Origin of the sequence: Pseudomonas morbosilactucae (assembly GCF_023241665.1) — a bacterium.
Lineage (GTDB): Bacteria > Pseudomonadota > Gammaproteobacteria > Pseudomonadales > Pseudomonadaceae > Aquipseudomonas > Aquipseudomonas morbosilactucae.
In genome coordinates, this window is sequence record NZ_JALQCX010000005.1 from 200541 (window position 1) to 217467 (window position 16927).

The following is a 16927-nucleotide window of genomic DNA, read 5'->3' on the forward strand; positions in this document are numbered from 1 at the left end:
CTTAAAACTCGTTCTGCAGGGCCTTGTAGCCACGGACCAGGTCGACGTTGGTGCGCGCCACGTCCTCGGAAAATTCCGAAGCACTGACACTCACCGGTGGGAATTGCGCGAGATCGGTCTTGGGCCCGATGCGGGTTGTGGAGGGCACATAGAAGCCGGGCGGCAGGTCGCGACCGTCCACCACCGAGTTGTGGCGGACCACGCTGCCGTCGCCCACCACGCAATTGAACAGCACGCTGTTGAACCCGATAAACACCCGGTCACCGACCTGGCATGGGCCGTGGACGATGGAACGGTGGGCGATGGAGGTGAACTCACCAATGGTCACGGCCGCGCCGGATTTGGAGTGGATCACCACGCCGTCCTGGATGTTGGAATTGGCGCCAATGGTGATGGGCTCCATGCTGCCGGACGCGTCCACCTCGTCGGCGCGGATCACCGCATAGGGGCCGACGAAGACGTTGTCGCCGATCACCACCTTGCCGCAGATGATGGCTGTCTTGTCGACGTAGGCGGATTCGGCGATGACCGGCAGATCGCCGGAAGGGTTCTTGCGGATCATGTTGGGGATTCCTCAATGGGGGCACTGATGACTTCCACCGCGCCACCCCGGATGGCGTTGTAGAAACAGTTGGGGCGGCCGGTGTGGCACGCCGGGCCTTGCTGGTCCACGAGCAGCAACACGGCATCGCCGTCGCAGTCCAGGCGGGCTTCGATCAGGCGCTGGCGGTGGCCGGAGCTTTCGCCCTTGCGCCACAGTCGCTGGCGCGAACGGGACCAGTAGCAGGCCTGGCCGCTGGCGAGGGTCTCTTCCAGGGCCTGGCGATTGACCCAGGCCAGCATCAGCACCTCGCCGCTGTCGTGTTGCTGGGCGATGGCGGCAATCAGGCCATCGCTGTTCCACGGCAGGGCATCGAGTACGGCGGGCAGGGGCCAGCGACTGCCTTGGGTGGCACCTTCAAGGTCGAGCATCGACAGCGGCGAAGGCCGGGTCATGGTTGGCTCAGGGCGTCGTAGAGGGTGTTGAGGTTGTATTCGAACAGACCGGTGAAGGTGCTGGCCGGGCCCTTGGCCGCCAAGGCATCGGAGTACAGAGTGCCGCCGATATGGGCGCCGCTTTCCTCGGCGATTTGCTTGAGCAGGCGCGCATCCTTGATGTTTTCCATAAACACCGCCTTGACCTTGGCCTGGCGGATTTGGGTGATCAGCGCCGCCACTTCGGCGGCCGAAGGTTCACGCTCGGTGGACAGCCCTTGGGGCGCCATGAAGTCGATGCCGTAGGCCTGGCCCAGATAGCCGAAGGCGTCGTGGGAGGTGACGATCTTGCGGTTGCCCGGAGGCAGGCTGCCGAACTTGGCCTTGGCTTCGGCCAGCAAGCGATAGATCTGTTTTAGGTAGGCCTGGCTGTTGCGCTGGTAGTCGGCTTGGTCGGCCGGGTCGGCGGCAATCAGCGCCTTGGTGATGGTGTTCACATAGAGTTCGACGTTGGCCAGGTTGTGCCACGCATGGGGATCGGGGATGGTTTCGCCGTCCTCTTCCAGGCTGCGCGGAATCACCCCGCGGCTGGCGGTGATCACCGGCGTTTGAGTGCCGGTGCTGGCCACCAGGCGGTCCAGCCAGGGCTCGAAGCCTAGGCCGTTCTTGATGATCAACTTGGCCTTGAGCAGGGCTTTGGCATCGTCGGGCGAGGGTTCGTAGGTGTGAGCGTCTTCATCCGCCCCGACCAGGTTGGTGATCTGGATATGCTCGCCACCGATCTGCTGGGTGATGTTGGCCAGGATGCTGAAGCTGGTGACCACCTGGAGTTTTTCCGCAGCCTGGGCAGTCGACAATGACAGCGGCAGCAGCAAGCTGAACAGCACAAGTAAAGCGCGCATCGGGAAACACCTCATGGGGATGTGAACAAAGGCGGGCGGCGCAGCAAGCCGTGCACCGGACCAAACACCACAGACAGCAGGTACAGGCCACCCGCCACCAGCACGATGGCCGGGCCGCTGGGCAGCGAGTAATGGAACGACAGCAACAGGCCGAGCCAGACCGAGGTGCAGCCGAGCACCGCAGCGATGGCGATCAACACTGGCAGACGCCGGCTCCAGAAACGTGAGGCAGCGGCCGGTAGCATCATCAGTCCGACCACCATCAGCGCGCCGATGGCCTGGAAGCCGATCACCAGGTTGAGCACCACCAGGGTCAGGAACAGGCCGTGGGCCAGTGGGCCGAGGCGGCTGACGCTGTGCAGGAACAGCGGGTCGAGGGTGTCCAGCAGCAGCGGTTTGTAGATCAGCGCCATGGCCAGCAGGCTGAAGCCCGAGACCCAGAGCATGCCGTTGAGAGTCGGGCCATCCACGGCCAGGGCCGAGCCGAACAGCAGGTGCAGCAAGTCCAGGCGTTTGCCGGCCAGGCCTAAAATCAGCACGCCGCCGGCCAGGGAAATGGGGTAGAGCGCGGCGATGCTGGCGTCTTCCCGCAGGCCGGTGCGGCGGGTAATCCAGGCCGCCAGACCGGCCAGGCCCAGGCCGGCACCGAGGCCGCCCAAGGTCAGCGCCGGCAGGCTTAGCCCGGCGAACCAGAAGCCCAGTGCCGCACCCGGCAAGATCCCATGGGCCACGGCGTCGCCGATCAGGCTCATGCGTCGCAGAATCAGAAACACCCCCAACGGGGCGATGCTGCAGGCCAGCACCAAGCCGCCGAGCAAGGCCCGGCGCATAAAGACAAATTCGTGGAAGGGTTGCCAGAGTTGGGTGGCGAGCAGCATCACGCCACCCACATGTGCAGTTGTGGGGCGATCAGTTGTTGGCTGGCGCCGTACAGGCAACCGGTGCTTTTCAACAGCAGGGTGTGAGGGATTTGTTGGCGCACGCTGACCAAGTCATGGCAGACCACCAACTGGGTACGGCCTTCGGCTTGCCACTGGTGGATGTGCTTCCACAGCAACCCCTGGCCCAGTTCGTCGAGGGCCGCGTGGGGTTCGTCCAGCAGCAACACCTGGGCATCGGCCAGACTCAAACGGGCCAACAATGCCCGTTGCAACTCACCGCCGGAGAGCGCCATTAACGGGCGTTGCTCCAGGCCGCTCAGGCACCAGTCTTCCAGCACGAGGCGCAGGCGTTGGGCGCGCACTTGGCTGGGCTGTTTATTGCCCCAGAGCCCGGCGGCCACCAGCTCTTGCAGGCTGATGGGAAACTGCCGGTCCAGGTGCTGTTGTTGTGGCAAGTACGCCAGGCCTTCGCGGCGTGGAACCGCCAGCCGGACCTTGCCCCGCAGGGGCTTCTGCAAACCGGCGAACACCTTCAGCAGGCTGCTTTTGCCCGAGCCGTTGGCACCGATGATGGCGTTGAGGCTGCCGGGTTCCAGGCTCAGGTCCAGGGGGGGCGTCAGTGGCTGGCCCGGCGGCCCCCACTGCACTCCTTCGCAACGAATCATGGCGCGTCCCAGTTCCAGGCACTTTGCGCCACGGCGTCGTGGGCGTGCAGGCTTTCCGCGTGGACCACTCGCAGGCGCAGGGCCTTGATCCCGGGGGCGCGTTTCAGGGCCAGGTGCAAACGGCGGGCGGCGTCCTCGCAGAACATCAAGTTCTGTCCGTTGGCCAGGGCAAAGGCTTGCTCATCGGCGCGTTTCACGGCGGTTTGCACGGCGGTACCGAGGGCTTGTTCGGCGTCGTCGATCAGCGCGATCAGCGGCAGTTGGGTTACATGTTCATGCAAGCGCAGTTGCAACTGAGCGCTGCTGCGTTGGCTGTGGGGCGTGGCCACGATGCCGCGTGTCGAGCCCAGCCAGTCCAGAACCGCGTCGTGATGCAGCGTCTGATTGGCGAAATCCTCGGCGAATTGCTGCTGGATCAACTGCCGGGACAGGGCGGCGGAGCAGGGGCAGGTGGAGGAATAACTGACGTCGATTTTTAGTTCCACGTGGAACATTGCGTTTTCCAAGCGCGCTTCGATGCTCACCGGGTAGCTTTTCCAACCGCTCAATGGGCTGACCAAGGCCGGGCGTTTAAGCAGCAGATCCGCGTGAATTCGCAAGTAAGCACGGTTGGACAAACCTTCATGGCTGTCGAGGAAACGCTGCAATACCTGGCGCAGCAGGGCGGGGGTCAAGGCGTGCTGTTCGAGCCTCTCCAGGGCCAGGTACAGCCGCGACATATGAATGCCCCGGGCTTCGCCATCGTCCAGGCTGACGCCCGCGTCCGCGGTGGCGGCGATGCGCTGGCCGTCGATCAACACAGGTAGGGCAATGCCGCACATGCCCACCCAATCCAGGGGCAAGGCTTGGCGTGAGGCCTGCGCGGCGATATCCGGCAGAGTCAGCGCATTCATGAGCAGGTCCATCGTTGGAAATAATTCGACATGTTATATTATAACAATACACATGATGGAATCTTTTCCTGAAGGTTTTTTGCCCAGCCCTTGTGAGTACGGACGCTCCCTCCATTCGCGGTACATGCCATGCACAGACGTCAATTGCTCAACCTGCTGTTGGCCGGTTCGGCCCTGTTGTTGCCCCTGGGAGTCAGTGCCACGCAGATTCGCGACGCCCGGCTTTGGCGTTCGGCTGACAAGCTGCGACTGGTCCTCGACCTGAGCGGCCCGGTGCTCTACAAGACCTTCACCCTGACGGCGCCCGAGCGGTTGATCATCGACCTCAGCGGCGCCCAACTGCGCGGCGACTTCAGTCAACTGGAACTGGCCAATACGCCGATCCGGGCGATTCGCTCCGGGCACGTTGGCCAGGGCGCCACGCGCATCGTGCTCGACCTGAGCGAGCCGCTGCAGCTCAACAGCTTTTTATTGCCGCCCCAGGATGGCCAGGGCCATCGACTGGTGCTGGACTTGTCCCATCGCGCCGCGCCACCGGCGCCAATGGCGGCTGCGCCGGTGATCGCTTCGATTGCCCCCAAGGGCCAGGCCCATGCCAAGCGCGACATCATGGTGGTGGTCGATCCCGGCCACGGTGGCAAGGACCCGGGTGCGGTGGGCGCCCGTGGCGAGCGGGAGAAAGACGTGGTGCTGTCCATCGCCCAGTTGCTGGCCAAGCGCCTGAAGCGCGAGAAAGGCTTCGACGTGAAGCTGGTGCGCAACGACGACTTCTTTGTGCCCCTGCGTAAAAGGGTGGAGATCGCCCGCCAGCACAGGGCCGATATGTTTATTTCCGTGCACGCCGATGCGGCGCCGCGGCTGACTGCCTCTGGCGCCTCGGTCTTTGCCCTGTCCGAAGGCGGCGCCACTTCGGCCACTGCGCGTTTTATGGCCCAGCGGGAAAACGACGCCGACCTGCTGGGCGCCACCCGCCTGCTCAACCTCAAGGACAAGGACCCGATGCTGGCGGGGGTGATTCTCGACATGTCGATGAACGCCACCATTGCCTCCAGCCTGCAATTGGGCGGCAGCGTGCTGGACAGCCTGTCGGGCATTACCAGCCTGCATCAGAAGCGTGTGGAACAGGCTGGCTTTGCCGTGCTCAAGTCCCCGGATGTGCCGTCGATCCTCGTGGAAACCGGGTTTATCTCCAACGTTCGCGACAGCCAGCGGCTGGTGACGGCGCGGCATCAACAGGCAATCGCGGATGGCCTGTTTACCGGTCTGCAGCGCTACTTCCAGAAAAATCCGCCAGCGGACAGTTACCTGGCCTGGCTCCAGGACACAAAAAACAACCGCCTCGCGTAGGAGCCGGCTTTGGGTTTTGGGCTGGGCTTGAGGGCGCTATCGCTGGCGAGCCAGCTCCTACATGGGGGCAGGTGGGGTGACGGGGGCTTAGCAGCCGGTGATGCGGCTGCAGGTGAATTGGCTGCTGCTGCCGCCGGAGCTGGAGAAGCGGTTGCGGGTGGTCCAGCCGATGCGCTGGCTGTAGCCCACCCAGGCTTCACCGTCGGAGGCCAGGCCAGTGAAAAACGTCAGTTGCCCGTAGCGGCTGTTGGTTTGTGCCCAGTAACGCTTGCCGATTACCTCGAAACCCCGCAGGTACGTGGTGCTGCCGGCGGTGGCCACGCTGTAGGCGTTGCCCAGCGGGTCGACGCAGGCCAGCAGGTTGGCGCTGCGGGTGCAGGTGGCCGTCAGGCTGGGCATTTGCGCGGCGGCGGGTCCGGCCAGCAGCAAGAGCCCGGGCAGCAGGTAGTTCAGGGCAGGGCGCATCGGTGTTCTCGGGAAGCAAGAGGGCGCCAGCATCGCGCCCTTCGTCGCGGTCGGCAAGAGAGGATTGGCTTATTTGTATTGTTATAATATAACATAAAATAAAACCTGATCCGTGACCCGCCATGACTGAACAAGAGCTGCTCGCCCAACCCGAAGCGGACTACATGAACGACGCTCAGCAAGGCTATTTCCGCGATTTGCTGCTGGCCCAGCGCACTGAACTGCAAGCGCGCATCGCCGGCGAGTTCGAGGATTTGCGTGAGCATGAACCCCAGAGCGACCCGGCTGACATCGGCAGCGCCGAAGAGCAGCGGCAGTGGCAGCTGCGCTTGCTGGAGCGGGAAAAGAAGCTCCTGGACAAGATCGACGAGGCCCTCGAACGCCTGGTCCGGGGCGAGTACGGCTGGTGCCGCGACACCGGTGAAGCCATCGGTCTCAAGCGCCTGTTGCTGCGCCCCACCGCCACCCTGTGTATCGAAGCCAAAGAACGCCAAGAGCTGCGCGAACGCCATCAACGAGCGTTTTGATCCAGCCACCTTCCCTGATGAGGAACCCCCGATGACCGACCGTCTTCCCGTTACCGTGCTGTCCGGCTTTCTCGGCGCCGGTAAAAGCACCTTGCTCAACTACGTCCTGCGTAACCGCGACAACCTGCGGGTGGCGGTGATCGTCAACGATATGAGCGAAATCAATATCGATGGCAGCGAAGTCCAGCGCGATGTCAGCCTGAATCGCGCGCAAGAGAAGCTGGTGGAAATGAGCAACGGCTGCATTTGCTGCACGCTGCGCGAAGACCTGCTGGAAGAAGTCGGCAAGCTGGCCCGGGACGGGCGTTTCGACTATTTGCTGATCGAGTCCACGGGGATTTCCGAGCCGCTGCCGGTGGCGGAAACCTTCACCTTTCGTGACGAGCAAGGCCAGAGCTTGGCCGATGTGGCGCGTCTCGACACCATGGTCACCGTGGTCGACGGCATGAACTTCCTGCTCGACTACCAGGCCGCTGAAAGCTTGGCCTCCCGGGGCGAAACCCTGGGCGAGGAGGATGAGCGCTCGATCACCGATCTGCTGATCGAGCAGGTCGAGTTCGCCGACGTGATCCTGATCAGCAAGATCGACCTGATCAGCAGCGACGAACGCCGGGAGTTGATGGCGATCCTCGAGCGTCTCAACGCCCAGGCGCAGATCATTCCCATGGTCATGGGCCAGGTGCCACTGGAGCGGATCCTCAACACCGGGCGTTTCGACTTTGAGCGTGCGGCCCAGGCGCCGGGCTGGCTCCAGGAACTGCGCGGCGAGCATGTGCCGGAAACCGAAGAATATGGCATCGCCTCCACTGCCTATCGGGCGCGGCGGCCGTTTCATCCGCAGCGCTTTTTCGACTTTATCGATCGCCCGTGGATCAACGGCAAACTCCTGCGTTCCAAAGGCTTTTTCTGGCTGGCCAGCAAACACCAGGACGCGGGCAGTTGGTCCCAGGCTGGCGGCTTGATGCGCCATGGTTTTGCCGGGCGCTGGTGGCGGTTTGTGCCCAAGCAGCACTGGCCCCATGATTCGGAAAGTACCGCGGCGATCATGCAGAACTGGCTTCCCGCCACGGGCGACTGCCGTCAGGAACTGGTGTTTATCGGCCAGAACATCGACTTCTCGCAGCTCAGCGCCGAGCTGGATGCCTGTCTGCTGACTGACGCGGAAATGGCCCTGGGTGCCGAAGCCTGGAGCCTTCTGGCGGACCCCTTTGGCCCCTGGCACGACGAGGGGGTGGCGGCCTGATGTTGACCCTGAATACACCCATCCTGCCGTTGCCGGCGGTTCGATCGGCTGGGGTGCTGGTGCTCCAGACCGAGCCGACGACCGTTCGCCGCCAGGTGCAGGGCGATGCCCCGGCCGTGCTGGCCCAGGTGCTGGACGATGAGATCAACCTGGCGCTCTGGCAGCGCCAATTGCCGGCACACATTGCGGACTTTGGCGAGTTGCTGCTGTCGTTGAACGAGCCCTTGGCGCAATCCCTGTCCCTGGAGATTGCTGACGACGAGGCCGAACCCGACCTGCGCGGCCTGGCTTCGGGCTTCAGCGATTTGGAAGGGTATGAGGGGTTTATCGCCGATGTGGCCTGGCTGGTCAGCGCTTTTGCCTGCCTGCTGGGGGCCCGGCGTGTGGGCCTGCGTTTGCGGGTGCTGGACAAGGCCATGTGCCCGCGCTTTCACGTGGACCATGTGCCGGTGCGCTTGATCACCACTTATGCCGGGGTCGGCAGCCAGTGGCTCAAGGAAGGCGCCATGGACCGGCGTCAGTTGGGGCAGGCCGCCGCCGAGCCTGAGGACGCGGGGCAGATCCAGCAGATTGCCAGCGGCGCTGTGGCGTTGTTCAAGGGCGAAAAGTGGCACGGCAATGAAGGGTTTGGTTTGATTCACCGCTCGCCGCAACCGGCGCCGGGTGAGCGCCGCTTGATCCTGACCCTCGACTGGCTGGGCTGAAGGGCGCGCCATCGGCCTCATGGATTTTCACCCTCTGGGTGAAGCGCGTAGGATCACAGGCCACCGTTGTGGAAACCTTTCCTCCATGTTGCAGAACATTCCTACCCATGTGATTGCCGGCCCCTTGGGTGCTGGCAAGACCAGCCTGATCCAGCACCTGTTGCGCCAGAAACCGGCCGAGGAGCGCTGGGCCATCCTGATCAACGAGTTCGGCCAGATCGGCCTGGATGCCGCGTTGTTGACGCGTGACGACGACGGCATTGCCCTCGGCGAAGTGGCGGGCGGCTGCCTGTGCTGCGTCAACGGCGCGCCGTTTCAAGTGGGTCTGGGGCGCTTGCTGCGCAAGGCCCGGCCGGATCGCTTGTTGATCGAGCCTTCAGGGCTCGGGCACCCCGGGCAGTTGCTCAAGCAATTGGGCGAGGCGCCGTGGCGCGGTGTGCTGGCGGTCCAGCCGGCGCTCCTGGTACTGGACGCCCAGGCCCTGGCGGCGGGCAAGCCCTTGCCTCAGGCCCAGCAGGCGGCGTTGGCCCGTGCGGGCTTGCTGGTGCTGAACAAGGATGAAGGGCTGGATGAACCCCAGCGGCAGCAGATCGCCCGGCAATTGCCGGACTGCCCGCTGTACTGGACCCGCCAAGGGCAACTGCCGCTGGCCCGCCTGCCGGGTCTGCAGGCCCGGGCCAGCGCTGCCGTGGCCGACCTTCAGGTGCCCCAGGGCCTGGCGCAGATGCCCGCGGTGTGGACCGACCCGAGCGTGCCGATCTGCCTGAGCCAGGCCCAGGAACAGGGTTGGAGTGTGGGGTGGCGTTGGCACCCCAGTCAGCAGTTCGACGCTGTTCGGCTTCGCGATTGGCTGCACAGCCTGGACTGGCGGCGGGCCAAGCTGGTGGTGCATGGCGCGGATGGTTGGTGTTCGGCCAACGCCCTGGACAATGCCGAGATCGACTGGCAGCCCAGTGAATGGCGTCGGGATTCGCGTCTTGAACTGATTTTCCACCAGGCCCAGGATCTGGGCCGCTTGCAAGACGGCCTGGCGGCCTGCCGTTTGTAAGGGATGGTATTTCAGTCAGGCGTCGCCCCGGCACGTGGCGGGGCGAGCCTTACTGCCGGCCCTTGTTGTGCTCGTCGCGCCACTGGCTCAGTTCAATCACTTGCGCACTGGGCGCTGGGGTTTTCACTTCGAAGGGGTAGGGCGCCAGTTCAATCTGCGCACTGTGGGCGCCGAACTGGGTGATGGTCCCTGAATGCCGGGTTTCACCCGTCACCGTGAACTCGAAATTGTAGATTCGCGCCAAGCGTCGCCGGCCTTTGGCGTCCTTGACGAAGCCGATGCGCTTCAAGGCGACGTTGCCATCGAGCAGCTCGATGTCCAGCTTGGCGCAGTGCTGCTTGACCCTCTCCAGTGCCCGCTCGCGCAAACCGTGGTTGTGCCACAGCCAGGCGCCGCCGGTGGCCAATAGCATCAGCACGAAAATGTTTCCAAGGGTCAGCATGAACAAGGCTCCAACGAAGAGGCACCAGCTTAACTGGCGCGCGGTCTGTCGTACAGGATGGGTTTAGTCGCATACTGCGCGGCTCGAATTCCAATGGTTTTATGGAAAAATTCTGCATGAAACGTACGCCTCATCTGCTCGCGATCCAGTCCCATGTGGTTTTTGGCCATGCCGGCAACAGCGCTGCGGTGTTTCCGATGCAGCGGGTCGGGGTGAATGTCTGGCCGTTGAATACCGTGCAGTTCTCCAACCACACGCAATATGGGCAGTGGACGGGCGAGGTCCTGGCGCCGCAGCAGATTCACGCGTTGGTAGAGGGCATTGCCGCGATCGGTGAGTTGGGCAATTGCGACGCGATTCTGTCCGGCTACCTGGGCAGCGCGGCCAGGGCAGGGCGATTCTCAGCGGCGTGGCGCGGATCAAGGCGGTCAACCCCAAGGCCCTGTACCTCTGTGACCCGGTGATGGGCCACCCGGAAAAAGGCTGCAGCGTGCCGTCCGAGGTCAGTGACTTCCTCCTCGACGAGGCCGTGGCCATGGCGGATTTCCTCTGTCCGAACCAGTTGGAGCTGGACAGCTTTTCCGGACGCAAACCGCAATCCCTGTTCGACTGCCTGGCCATGGCCCGCGCGCTCTTGGCCCGTGGACCAAAAGCGGTGTTGGTCAAGCATCTGGATTACCCCGGCAAGCTGCCGGACGGCTTTGAGATGTTGCTGGTGACAGCCCAAGGCAGTTGGCACCTGCGTCGCCCGCTGCTGGCGTTCCCCCGTCAGCCGGTGGGCGTGGGCGACCTCACGTCCGGTTTGTTCCTGGCCCGGGTGTTGTTGGGGGACAGCCTGCTGGCGGCCTTCGAGTTCACTGCCGCCGCGGTGCATGAAGTGCTGCTGGAAACCCAGGCCTGCGCCAGCTACGAGCTGGAACTGGTGCGGGCCCAGGACCGCATCGCCCATCCCCGGGTGCGATTCGAAGCCACGCCGATCAGCCTCTAAGCCAAACGGTGCGGGGCCTTCAAGGCTGTTCGGAGAACTGCACCGTGGGCGCCCGGCGCTTGAAACCGCCGGTGTGCCAGGCCAGGTAGGCCAGGCCGGCGCCGAACCAGGCGAAGCCGATGCCCAGGGTCAGCGCCGACAGGCTGGTCCAGAGCCAGGCAATCAGGGCAAAGCCGATCAGCGGCAGCAGGCCATAGCGCAGCAGGTCGGCGCCGCTGCGGGGTTGGCCGTTGCCCAGGTGACTCTTGATTACCGCCAGGTTGACCACCGAGAACGCCACCAGGGCGCCGAAGCTGATCATCGAGGCCAGGGTGGTCAGGTCGATGACCATCGCCAGCAGCGAAACCAGGGACACCAGGACGATTGCCGTGGTCGGCGTCTTGAAGCGCGCCGACAAGGTGCCGAACACCCGGCGTGGCAGGATGCCGTCGCGGCCCATGCTGAACAGAATCCGCGACACCGACGCCTGGGATGCCAGGGCCGAGCCCGCAGCGCCGGCCACATAGGCGGCGGTGAACAGCATCTCCAGGAAGTGCCCCCCAGCCTTGAGCATGACTTCGCCCGCGGCGGCGTCTGGGTCCTTGAACTGGCTGCCGGGAAACACCAACTGGCTGAGCAGGGCCAAGAGGATGAACAGCAGCCCGGCGCCCAGGGTGGTCATGACAATCGCCCGGGGAATGTCGCGTCGCGGATCGCGGGCCTCTTCGGCCAGGGTCGAGACCGCGTCGAAGCCCAGGAATGACAGGCACAGCACCGCCGCACCGGCCATCAGCGGCATCAGGCCGCCCTGGCTGCCATCGCCCAGCCACGGGGCGCTCAGGTCCACCTGTTCCGCCCCCAGCAACTGCCGGCCCGCCAGGGCCACGAAGACTAGGACAAAGACGATCTGCGCGCCGACGATCAGGTTGCTCATGCTCGACACCGAGCTGATGCCACGGATGTTCAGCGCCGTCACCAGGCCGATGGTGGCGAGGATAAACACCCAGGCCGGCACCTGGGGGAAGGCGATACTGAGGAACAGGCCGATCACCAGGTAATTGATCATCGGCAGGAACAGGTAATCCAGCAGCAGCGACCAGCCGGCGAGAAAACCGATTCCCGGGCCGAAACTCAGGCTGGCGTAGGAGTAGGCCGAGCCGGCAATCGGGTATTTCTTGACCATGAAGCTGTAGGACAGTGCGGTAAACACCATCGCCAGCAGCGTCACTACATAAGCCGCGGCCGTGCGCCCGCCGGTGATCTGGGTCACCACGCCATAGGTGGTGAACACCGTGAGCGGCACCATGTACACCAGGCCGAAAAACACCAGGGCCGGTAGCCCGAGGATGCGGCGCAGGGCAGTACCTTGGGCGCTGTGGGTAAAGTCATGGGAGGAGGGATGGCTGGACGGGCGTTGGCTGGCACTGGGCATGTTGTTGTTCTCACGCGTTCGTTTTGCTCGAATCTCCCAAGCCTCGGGAGTGCGTTTTGCCGGTGCGTCGATTCTGGCAGCGGGGCTGCGGGGGGATAACCCTCTATGTGGTCAAAAGGGGATCGAAATGGCCAATCGAGATGACCGAAGATCACTGCCAGAGGCGCTGAAGGCCGAGGCGAAAGGGGCGCAGTTGGGCTGCAAGGAGGCCGTCCCTGGCCCCGAATGTCAGGCGTTGCGGCTGAGCCTTAGGCGTCGCCCTTGATTTCCTGGTAGCGCTTTTCCAGCTCCTGGCGGATCTGCCGGCGTTGCTGGGCCTGCATGAAGCGGCGCTTGTCTTCGCTGGTCTGAGGCTGCAGCTGTGGCACCACCGCCGGTTTGCGCTGATCGTCCACCGCCACCATGGTGAAGAAGCAGCTGTTGGTGTGGCGCACCGAGCGCTCGCGGATGTTCTCGGTGACGACCTTGATCCCCACTTCCATGGAGGTGTTGCCGGTGTAGTTGACCGAGGCCAGGAAGGTCACCAGTTCGCCGACATGGATCGGCTCGCGAAAGATCACCTGGTCCACCGACAGGGTCACCACGTAGCGGCCGGCATAGCGGCTGGCACAGGCGTAGGCGACTTCGTCGAGGTACTTGAGCAGGGTGCCGCCGTGGACATTGCCAGAGAAGTTGGCCATGTCAGGGGTCATCAATACGGTCATCGACAGCTGGGCGTTTCCGGGTTCCATAGCACACTCACGGGTTGTAGGCAGGGATGACGGGTGCACCTCTGTGGGTGCTCGATCAGCATTTTCAAACCATCGATAACGGGACGCCGGGCCGTGGCTCGCCGTCACGCGACTGTGGATCTGTTTCCATATATTGCACCGGCTTTTTGCTGGAAGTCCCGGTGTTAACCTTCGAAAAGCCCGGTCCAGGGCATTTTCTTACCATCTATCGGGGTTTTTCTTTCTCTATCTCAGATCATTCTTGTGGATAGGTCGATCGCATCCGAGTGCAATTCAAGGAGATCTTCGCCATGCATGCCATCAGCTTTATTCAGGACCTGGCAGTGATCATGTTGGTCGCAGGCGTGGTGACCATCCTCTTTCATCGGCTCAAACAGCCCGTGGTCCTGGGCTACATCGTCGCCGGCTTTATCATCGGGCCGCACACACCGCCGTTCGGCCTGATTCATGACGAAGACACCATCAAGACCCTGGCCGAGCTGGGGGTGATCTTCCTGATGTTCTGCCTGGGGCTGGAGTTCAGCCTGCGCAAACTGTTCAAGGTCGGCGCCACGGCGTTTATCGCAGCGTTCCTGGAAATCGTCCTGATGATCTGGATCGGCTACGAAATCGGCCGCTGGTTCGACTGGAACACCATGGATTCGCTGTTCCTCGGGGCCATCCTGGCGATCTCTTCCACCACCATCATCGTCAAGGCCCTCAACGACCTGAAGATGAAGAACGAGCGCTTCGCCCAGTTGATTTTCGGCGTGCTGATCGTCGAGGACATCCTTGGTATCGGCATCATCGCCTTGCTTTCGAGCATCGCCGTGAGCGGCACCGTCAGCTCCGGCGAGGTGTTCTCCACCGTAGGCAAGCTCTCGTTGTTCATGATTGTGGCCCTGGTGATCGGCATTCTGCTGGTACCGCGGCTACTGGCCTACGTGGCCAAGTTCGAGAGCAACGAGATGCTGCTGATCACCGTGCTGGGGCTGTGTTTCGGCTTCTGCCTGCTGGTGGTCAAGCTTGAGTACAGCATGGTCCTGGGGGCCTTCCTGATTGGCGCGATCATGGCCGAATCCCGGCAGTTGCTGAAGATCGAGCGCCTGATCGAGCCGGTTCGCGACATGTTCAGCGCCATCTTCTTTGTCGCCATCGGCTGATGATCGACCCGCAGATTCTGCTGCAGTACGCCTGGCCCATCGCGGTGATCACCGTTGCCGTGGTGCTGGGCAAGATGCTGTCCTGCGGGCTGGGGGCCTTTATCGCCGGCAACGACGGACGTACCTCGCTGCGCGTGGGCATGGGGCTGTCACAGATTGGCGAATTTTCGTTCATCATCGCGGCCCTGGGCATGACCTTGCAGGTCACCAGCGACTTCCTGTATCCCGTGGCGGTGGCGGTATCGGCCATCACCACGTTGCTGACGCCGTACCTGATCCGCGGTGCCGATCCGCTGTCGCAGAAGCTCGCGGCGGTGATGCCCCAGCGCCTGGGCCGGGTGTTGGGCATGTACGGTGAATGGCTGCGCAGTATCCAGCCCCAGGGGGAGGGCGCGCTGCTGGCGTCGATGATCCGGCGGATTCTGTTGCAGGTGGGGGTCAACCTGGCCCTGGTGGTGGCGATCTTCTTCTCTGGCGGCTTCTTTGCCCAGCGGATCGCCGGGTACATGCAGGACTGGGTCAGTGATCCGAGTTGGCAGAAGGCCGTGATCTGGGGCGGGGCGCTGCTGTTGTCGTTGCCGTTCCTGATCGCCGCTTATCGCAAGCTCAAGGCGCTGTCGATGCTGCTGGCGGAGATGGGAGTCAAGGCAGAGATGGCCGGGCGGCACACCCAGCGGGTACGACGAGTGATTGCCGAGGTGATCCCGATCCTGTCGTTGCTGGTGATTTTCCTGCTGTTGTCGGCGTTGTCGTCGAGCATTTTGCCGACCAACGAATTGCTGATGTTGATCGCGGTAGTTGCGGCGGCGGTGGCAGCGGTGCTGTGGCGCTGGTTTATCCGGGTGCATACGCGGATGCAGGTGGCGCTGATCGAAACCCTCGACAACCACAAGGACGGTACGGGGCACTGAGCCTCGCTAGCGCCCCCGCCAGGCATGGGAGGGAGCAGGTCGAGAGGGTCGACCTGCTCCGCAGTCATCAGCTTTCCAGCCAGACATCCCGCGCCCAGTGCCACACCGATTCCCAGGATTCTTCGGTAATCAGCTCTTCTTCGCCGGACCACAGCACCACGGTGCCATCTTCTTCGACGCAGTAGTAATCCTCACCGTCCTGGCAGATAGGGATCAACTCGCGCGGCACGCCCAGGTCCCAGGCGGTCGCTGCCACTTCCGGTAGGTAGGTATGGGATTGCGGGTCGGTGACCGTCACGGGCTCCAGGCTGCCGTAGACCACATCGCTCACGGTCAACAGGAACTCTTTGAAGACAAAGGGGATGTTGATGAACAGTTGTTCTTCAATTTCCACCAGTTGGTCTTCATCCGGCAGTTCCAGGGGAACGGGCACCGGTTCATTGGCTTCACGGAGTTGTTCGATGACTTCTTCCACGGCCTGCATCCTCTCTAGCTCTATGGCGCGGTTTGTATGACGGCGGTTTATACAGTAGCTCGCTATAACTGCAAATTGCGAAATGCAAAACCCCGACCGGAGTCGGGGTTTTGTCTACTGCTGTGACACCAGGATTGATCAGCCGTTCTGGCGGATACCTGCCACCAGCCAAGGCTGGTTTTCGCCTGGAGCGCGCTCCATGTTCCAGCTTTCGCTGAACACTTCGCCTTGGTCGAAACGCGAGGTCTTCGACACACCACTGAAGGTCAGGGTGGCGATGGTCTTGTCGGCACGGTCGTCCACGCCATCGAGTTGCACATTCAGGTTGTCGATGTAGGTCGACTGGAAGTTGTCGCCCAGATCAGCGCGCTCCTGCTTGAGGAATTGCAGCAGTTGCGGGGTGACGAACTCGGCAATCTTGTCCATTTCGTTGGCGTCCCAGTGCTGTTGCAGGGACTGGAAGTGGTTGCGTGCGGCTTCGACGAAACGCTCTTCGTTGAACCAGGCCGGGGCATTGATCACCGGACGGGCTGCGGCTGCCGAAGCGCCACCGAAGATCGAGCCTGGTGCCTGGGCTGGCTGCTGAGGTTCGAAAGCTTCACGCTGCATTGGCGCATGGCCGGCTGGAGCGAATTGCTCCTGCTGCTTGCGACGACGTGCGGCGATGAAACGGAACACCAGGAAGGCGATGACCGCCATGATCAGGATGTCGAAGATCTGCATGCCCTGGAAACCGTCGCCCATGAACATGGAGGCCAGCAGGCCGCCAGCGGCGATACCGGCCAGAGGGCCGAGCCAGCGCGAAGCACCGCCGGCTTTGGCAGCGGCGCCAGCGGCACCTGCAGTGGCGGCAGCAGCCGGTGCGCCAGGCGTGGCTGGTGCAGCTTGGCGAGTCTGGTGGGTCGGCGCGGCGCCGGCGCTCTTGCCACCACCAAAGCGTTTGGCGTTGGCGTCCAGGCTCATCGTCAGGCCGATGCACAGCGCCATGGCGATGCTAAGAAAACGTTTCATAAAGGGGGGTTCCCATTTTGTGGATGGCAGGCGCGTCATGTTGCACAGGTGACGTGTCAGTGGCTAGCGACATAATGTTTCGGGCTTTTGCCTGACAGGCTGGGTTCAGCTTCGGCAGGTGCAGCGCGGTCGTGTCTAGGTTTGTCCGTTGAACGGGTGGAGGCGT

Annotated in this window: 17 protein-coding genes and 2 pseudogenes; 7 read left to right on the plus strand and 12 right to left on the minus strand. The window is 63.1% G+C overall.

Translation table 11 applies throughout. The annotated features are described in order from the left end of the window. Nucleotide 1 precedes the first annotated feature (1 nt). From M1B35_RS02880 to folE2, 6 genes are read right to left on the minus strand one after another with little or no spacing between them, the layout of a single operon-like run. Nucleotides 2-562: a gamma carbonic anhydrase family protein gene (locus tag M1B35_RS02880; RefSeq protein ID WP_123327942.1), complete on the minus strand. Its 561-nt coding sequence runs from the start codon at nucleotides 560-562 to the stop codon at nucleotides 2-4. Next, entirely contained in the window at nucleotides 559-996 is a 438-nt protein-coding gene (gene hisI / locus M1B35_RS02885) for a phosphoribosyl-AMP cyclohydrolase (protein ID WP_123327941.1), read from the minus strand. Before hisI ends, M1B35_RS02880 begins: the two co-directional genes overlap by 4 nt. Beyond that, the gene (locus M1B35_RS02890; protein ID WP_268261171.1) at nucleotides 993-1877 is read right to left on the minus strand and encodes a metal ABC transporter substrate-binding protein; all 885 of its coding nucleotides are present in this window, start codon (nucleotides 1875-1877) and stop codon (nucleotides 993-995) included. Before M1B35_RS02890 ends, hisI begins: the two co-directional genes overlap by 4 nt. An 11-nt stretch (nucleotides 1878-1888) precedes the next feature. Next, entirely contained in the window at nucleotides 1889-2755 is an 867-nt protein-coding gene (locus M1B35_RS02895) for a metal ABC transporter permease (protein ID WP_268261172.1), read from the minus strand. Beyond that, complete coding sequence (locus tag M1B35_RS02900) at nucleotides 2755-3423, minus strand: metal ABC transporter ATP-binding protein (protein WP_268261173.1); 669 nt, start codon at nucleotides 3421-3423, stop codon at nucleotides 2755-2757. Before M1B35_RS02900 ends, M1B35_RS02895 begins: the two co-directional genes overlap by 1 nt. Next, nucleotides 3420-4316, minus strand: coding sequence for a GTP cyclohydrolase FolE2 (gene folE2 / locus M1B35_RS02905; RefSeq protein ID WP_123327937.1), 897 nt, complete (start codon nucleotides 4314-4316; stop codon nucleotides 3420-3422). The genes M1B35_RS02900 and folE2 overlap by 4 nt, the downstream gene beginning before the upstream one ends. Nucleotides 4317-4445: 129 nt before the next feature. Here folE2 and M1B35_RS02910 point away from each other — a divergent pair, with 129 nt between their 5' ends. After that, nucleotides 4446-5663 carry an N-acetylmuramoyl-L-alanine amidase gene (locus M1B35_RS02910; protein ID WP_268261174.1) on the plus strand — a complete coding sequence of 406 codons (1218 nt, stop codon included), beginning with the start codon at nucleotides 4446-4448 and terminating at the stop codon, nucleotides 5661-5663. Nucleotides 5664-5750: 87 nt separating this feature from the next. On the opposite strand, the gene M1B35_RS02915 is transcribed toward M1B35_RS02910, so the two are convergent. Next, nucleotides 5751-6128 (minus strand): glutamine synthetase, encoded by a 378-nt coding sequence (locus M1B35_RS02915; RefSeq protein ID WP_123327935.1) that lies wholly within the window; start codon nucleotides 6126-6128, stop codon nucleotides 5751-5753. A 122-nt stretch (nucleotides 6129-6250) separates the two neighbouring features. Between M1B35_RS02915 and dksA the strand changes: the two genes are divergently transcribed. From dksA to M1B35_RS02935, 4 genes are all read left to right on the plus strand, one after another. Then, entirely contained in the window at nucleotides 6251-6655 is a 405-nt protein-coding gene (gene dksA / locus M1B35_RS02920) for an RNA polymerase-binding protein DksA (RefSeq protein ID WP_123327934.1), read from the plus strand. A 31-nt stretch (nucleotides 6656-6686) separates the two neighbouring features. Next, nucleotides 6687-7898, plus strand: a complete 1212-nt coding sequence (gene zigA, locus M1B35_RS02925) for a zinc metallochaperone GTPase ZigA (RefSeq protein ID WP_268261175.1) — start codon at nucleotides 6687-6689, stop codon at nucleotides 7896-7898. Continuing rightward, on the plus strand, nucleotides 7898-8602 hold the full coding sequence (locus M1B35_RS02930) for a DUF1826 domain-containing protein (RefSeq protein ID WP_268261176.1): 705 nt from the start codon (nucleotides 7898-7900) through the stop codon (nucleotides 8600-8602). The genes zigA and M1B35_RS02930 overlap by 1 nt, the downstream gene beginning before the upstream one ends. A gap of 85 nt (nucleotides 8603-8687) precedes the next feature. Next, complete coding sequence (locus M1B35_RS02935) at nucleotides 8688-9650, plus strand: CobW family GTP-binding protein (protein ID WP_268261177.1); 963 nt, start codon at nucleotides 8688-8690, stop codon at nucleotides 9648-9650. Nucleotides 9651-9699: 49 nt separating this feature from the next. Here M1B35_RS02935 and M1B35_RS02940 read toward each other — a convergent pair whose 3' ends face one another. After that, nucleotides 9700-10092, minus strand: coding sequence for a DUF3301 domain-containing protein (locus M1B35_RS02940; RefSeq protein ID WP_123327930.1), 393 nt, complete (start codon nucleotides 10090-10092; stop codon nucleotides 9700-9702). A 116-nt stretch (nucleotides 10093-10208) separates the two neighbouring features. On the opposite strand from M1B35_RS02940, the pseudogene pdxY reads away from it, so the two are divergent. After that, nucleotides 10209-11080 (plus strand): annotated as a pseudogene (gene pdxY, locus M1B35_RS02945) (pyridoxal kinase PdxY). A gap of 19 nt (nucleotides 11081-11099) precedes the next feature. Here the strand turns inward: pdxY and M1B35_RS02950 are convergent. Together M1B35_RS02950 and M1B35_RS02955 are read right to left on the minus strand one after the other, a co-directional pair. Next, complete coding sequence (locus M1B35_RS02950; RefSeq protein WP_268261178.1) at nucleotides 11100-12491, minus strand: APC family permease; 1392 nt, start codon at nucleotides 12489-12491, stop codon at nucleotides 11100-11102. 248 nt (nucleotides 12492-12739) lie between these two features. Continuing rightward, on the minus strand, nucleotides 12740-13222 hold the full coding sequence (locus M1B35_RS02955; RefSeq protein ID WP_123327927.1) for an acyl-CoA thioesterase: 483 nt from the start codon (nucleotides 13220-13222) through the stop codon (nucleotides 12740-12742). A 290-nt stretch (nucleotides 13223-13512) separates the two neighbouring features. On the opposite strand from M1B35_RS02955, the pseudogene M1B35_RS02960 reads away from it, so the two are divergent. Then, nucleotides 13513-15275: pseudogene (locus M1B35_RS02960) on the plus strand (cation:proton antiporter). A 67-nt stretch (nucleotides 15276-15342) separates the two neighbouring features. On the opposite strand, the gene M1B35_RS02965 reads toward M1B35_RS02960, so the two are convergent. Both M1B35_RS02965 and M1B35_RS02970 read right to left on the minus strand, forming a co-directional pair. Beyond that, complete coding sequence (locus M1B35_RS02965) at nucleotides 15343-15750, minus strand: SMI1/KNR4 family protein (protein WP_123328123.1); 408 nt, start codon at nucleotides 15748-15750, stop codon at nucleotides 15343-15345. 138 nt (nucleotides 15751-15888) lie between these two features. Then, complete coding sequence (locus tag M1B35_RS02970; protein WP_123327925.1) at nucleotides 15889-16761, minus strand: Tim44 domain-containing protein; 873 nt, start codon at nucleotides 16759-16761, stop codon at nucleotides 15889-15891. Nucleotides 16762-16927 lie beyond the last annotated feature (166 nt).

Coding starts and splice junctions, on each gene's coding strand:
- M1B35_RS02895 (WP_268261172.1), bottom strand. CDS start 2,755: ATGCTGCTCGCCACCCAACTCTGGCAACCCTTCCACGAATTTGTCTTT.
- M1B35_RS02915 (WP_123327935.1), bottom strand. CDS start 6,128: ATGCGCCCTGCCCTGAACTACCTGCTGCCCGGGCTCTTGCTGCTGGCC.
- M1B35_RS02940 (WP_123327930.1), bottom strand. CDS start 10,092: ATGCTGACCCTTGGAAACATTTTCGTGCTGATGCTATTGGCCACCGGC.
- M1B35_RS02950 (WP_268261178.1), bottom strand. CDS start 12,491: ATGCCCAGTGCCAGCCAACGCCCGTCCAGCCATCCCTCCTCCCATGAC.
- M1B35_RS02935 (WP_268261177.1), top strand. CDS start 8,688: ATGTTGCAGAACATTCCTACCCATGTGATTGCCGGCCCCTTGGGTGCT.
- folE2 (WP_123327937.1), bottom strand. CDS start 4,316: ATGAATGCGCTGACTCTGCCGGATATCGCCGCGCAGGCCTCACGCCAA.
- M1B35_RS02910 (WP_268261174.1), top strand. CDS start 4,446: ATGCACAGACGTCAATTGCTCAACCTGCTGTTGGCCGGTTCGGCCCTG.
- hisI (WP_123327941.1), bottom strand. CDS start 996: ATGACCCGGCCTTCGCCGCTGTCGATGCTCGACCTTGAAGGTGCCACC.
- M1B35_RS02930 (WP_268261176.1), top strand. CDS start 7,898: ATGTTGACCCTGAATACACCCATCCTGCCGTTGCCGGCGGTTCGATCG.
- M1B35_RS02880 (WP_123327942.1), bottom strand. CDS start 562: ATGATCCGCAAGAACCCTTCCGGCGATCTGCCGGTCATCGCCGAATCC.
- M1B35_RS02970 (WP_123327925.1), bottom strand. CDS start 16,761: ATGAAACGTTTTCTTAGCATCGCCATGGCGCTGTGCATCGGCCTGACG.
- M1B35_RS02890 (WP_268261171.1), bottom strand. CDS start 1,877: ATGCGCGCTTTACTTGTGCTGTTCAGCTTGCTGCTGCCGCTGTCATTG.
- dksA (WP_123327934.1), top strand. CDS start 6,251: ATGACTGAACAAGAGCTGCTCGCCCAACCCGAAGCGGACTACATGAAC.
- zigA (WP_268261175.1), top strand. CDS start 6,687: ATGACCGACCGTCTTCCCGTTACCGTGCTGTCCGGCTTTCTCGGCGCC.
- M1B35_RS02900 (WP_268261173.1), bottom strand. CDS start 3,423: ATGATTCGTTGCGAAGGAGTGCAGTGGGGGCCGCCGGGCCAGCCACTG.
- M1B35_RS02955 (WP_123327927.1), bottom strand. CDS start 13,222: ATGGAACCCGGAAACGCCCAGCTGTCGATGACCGTATTGATGACCCCT.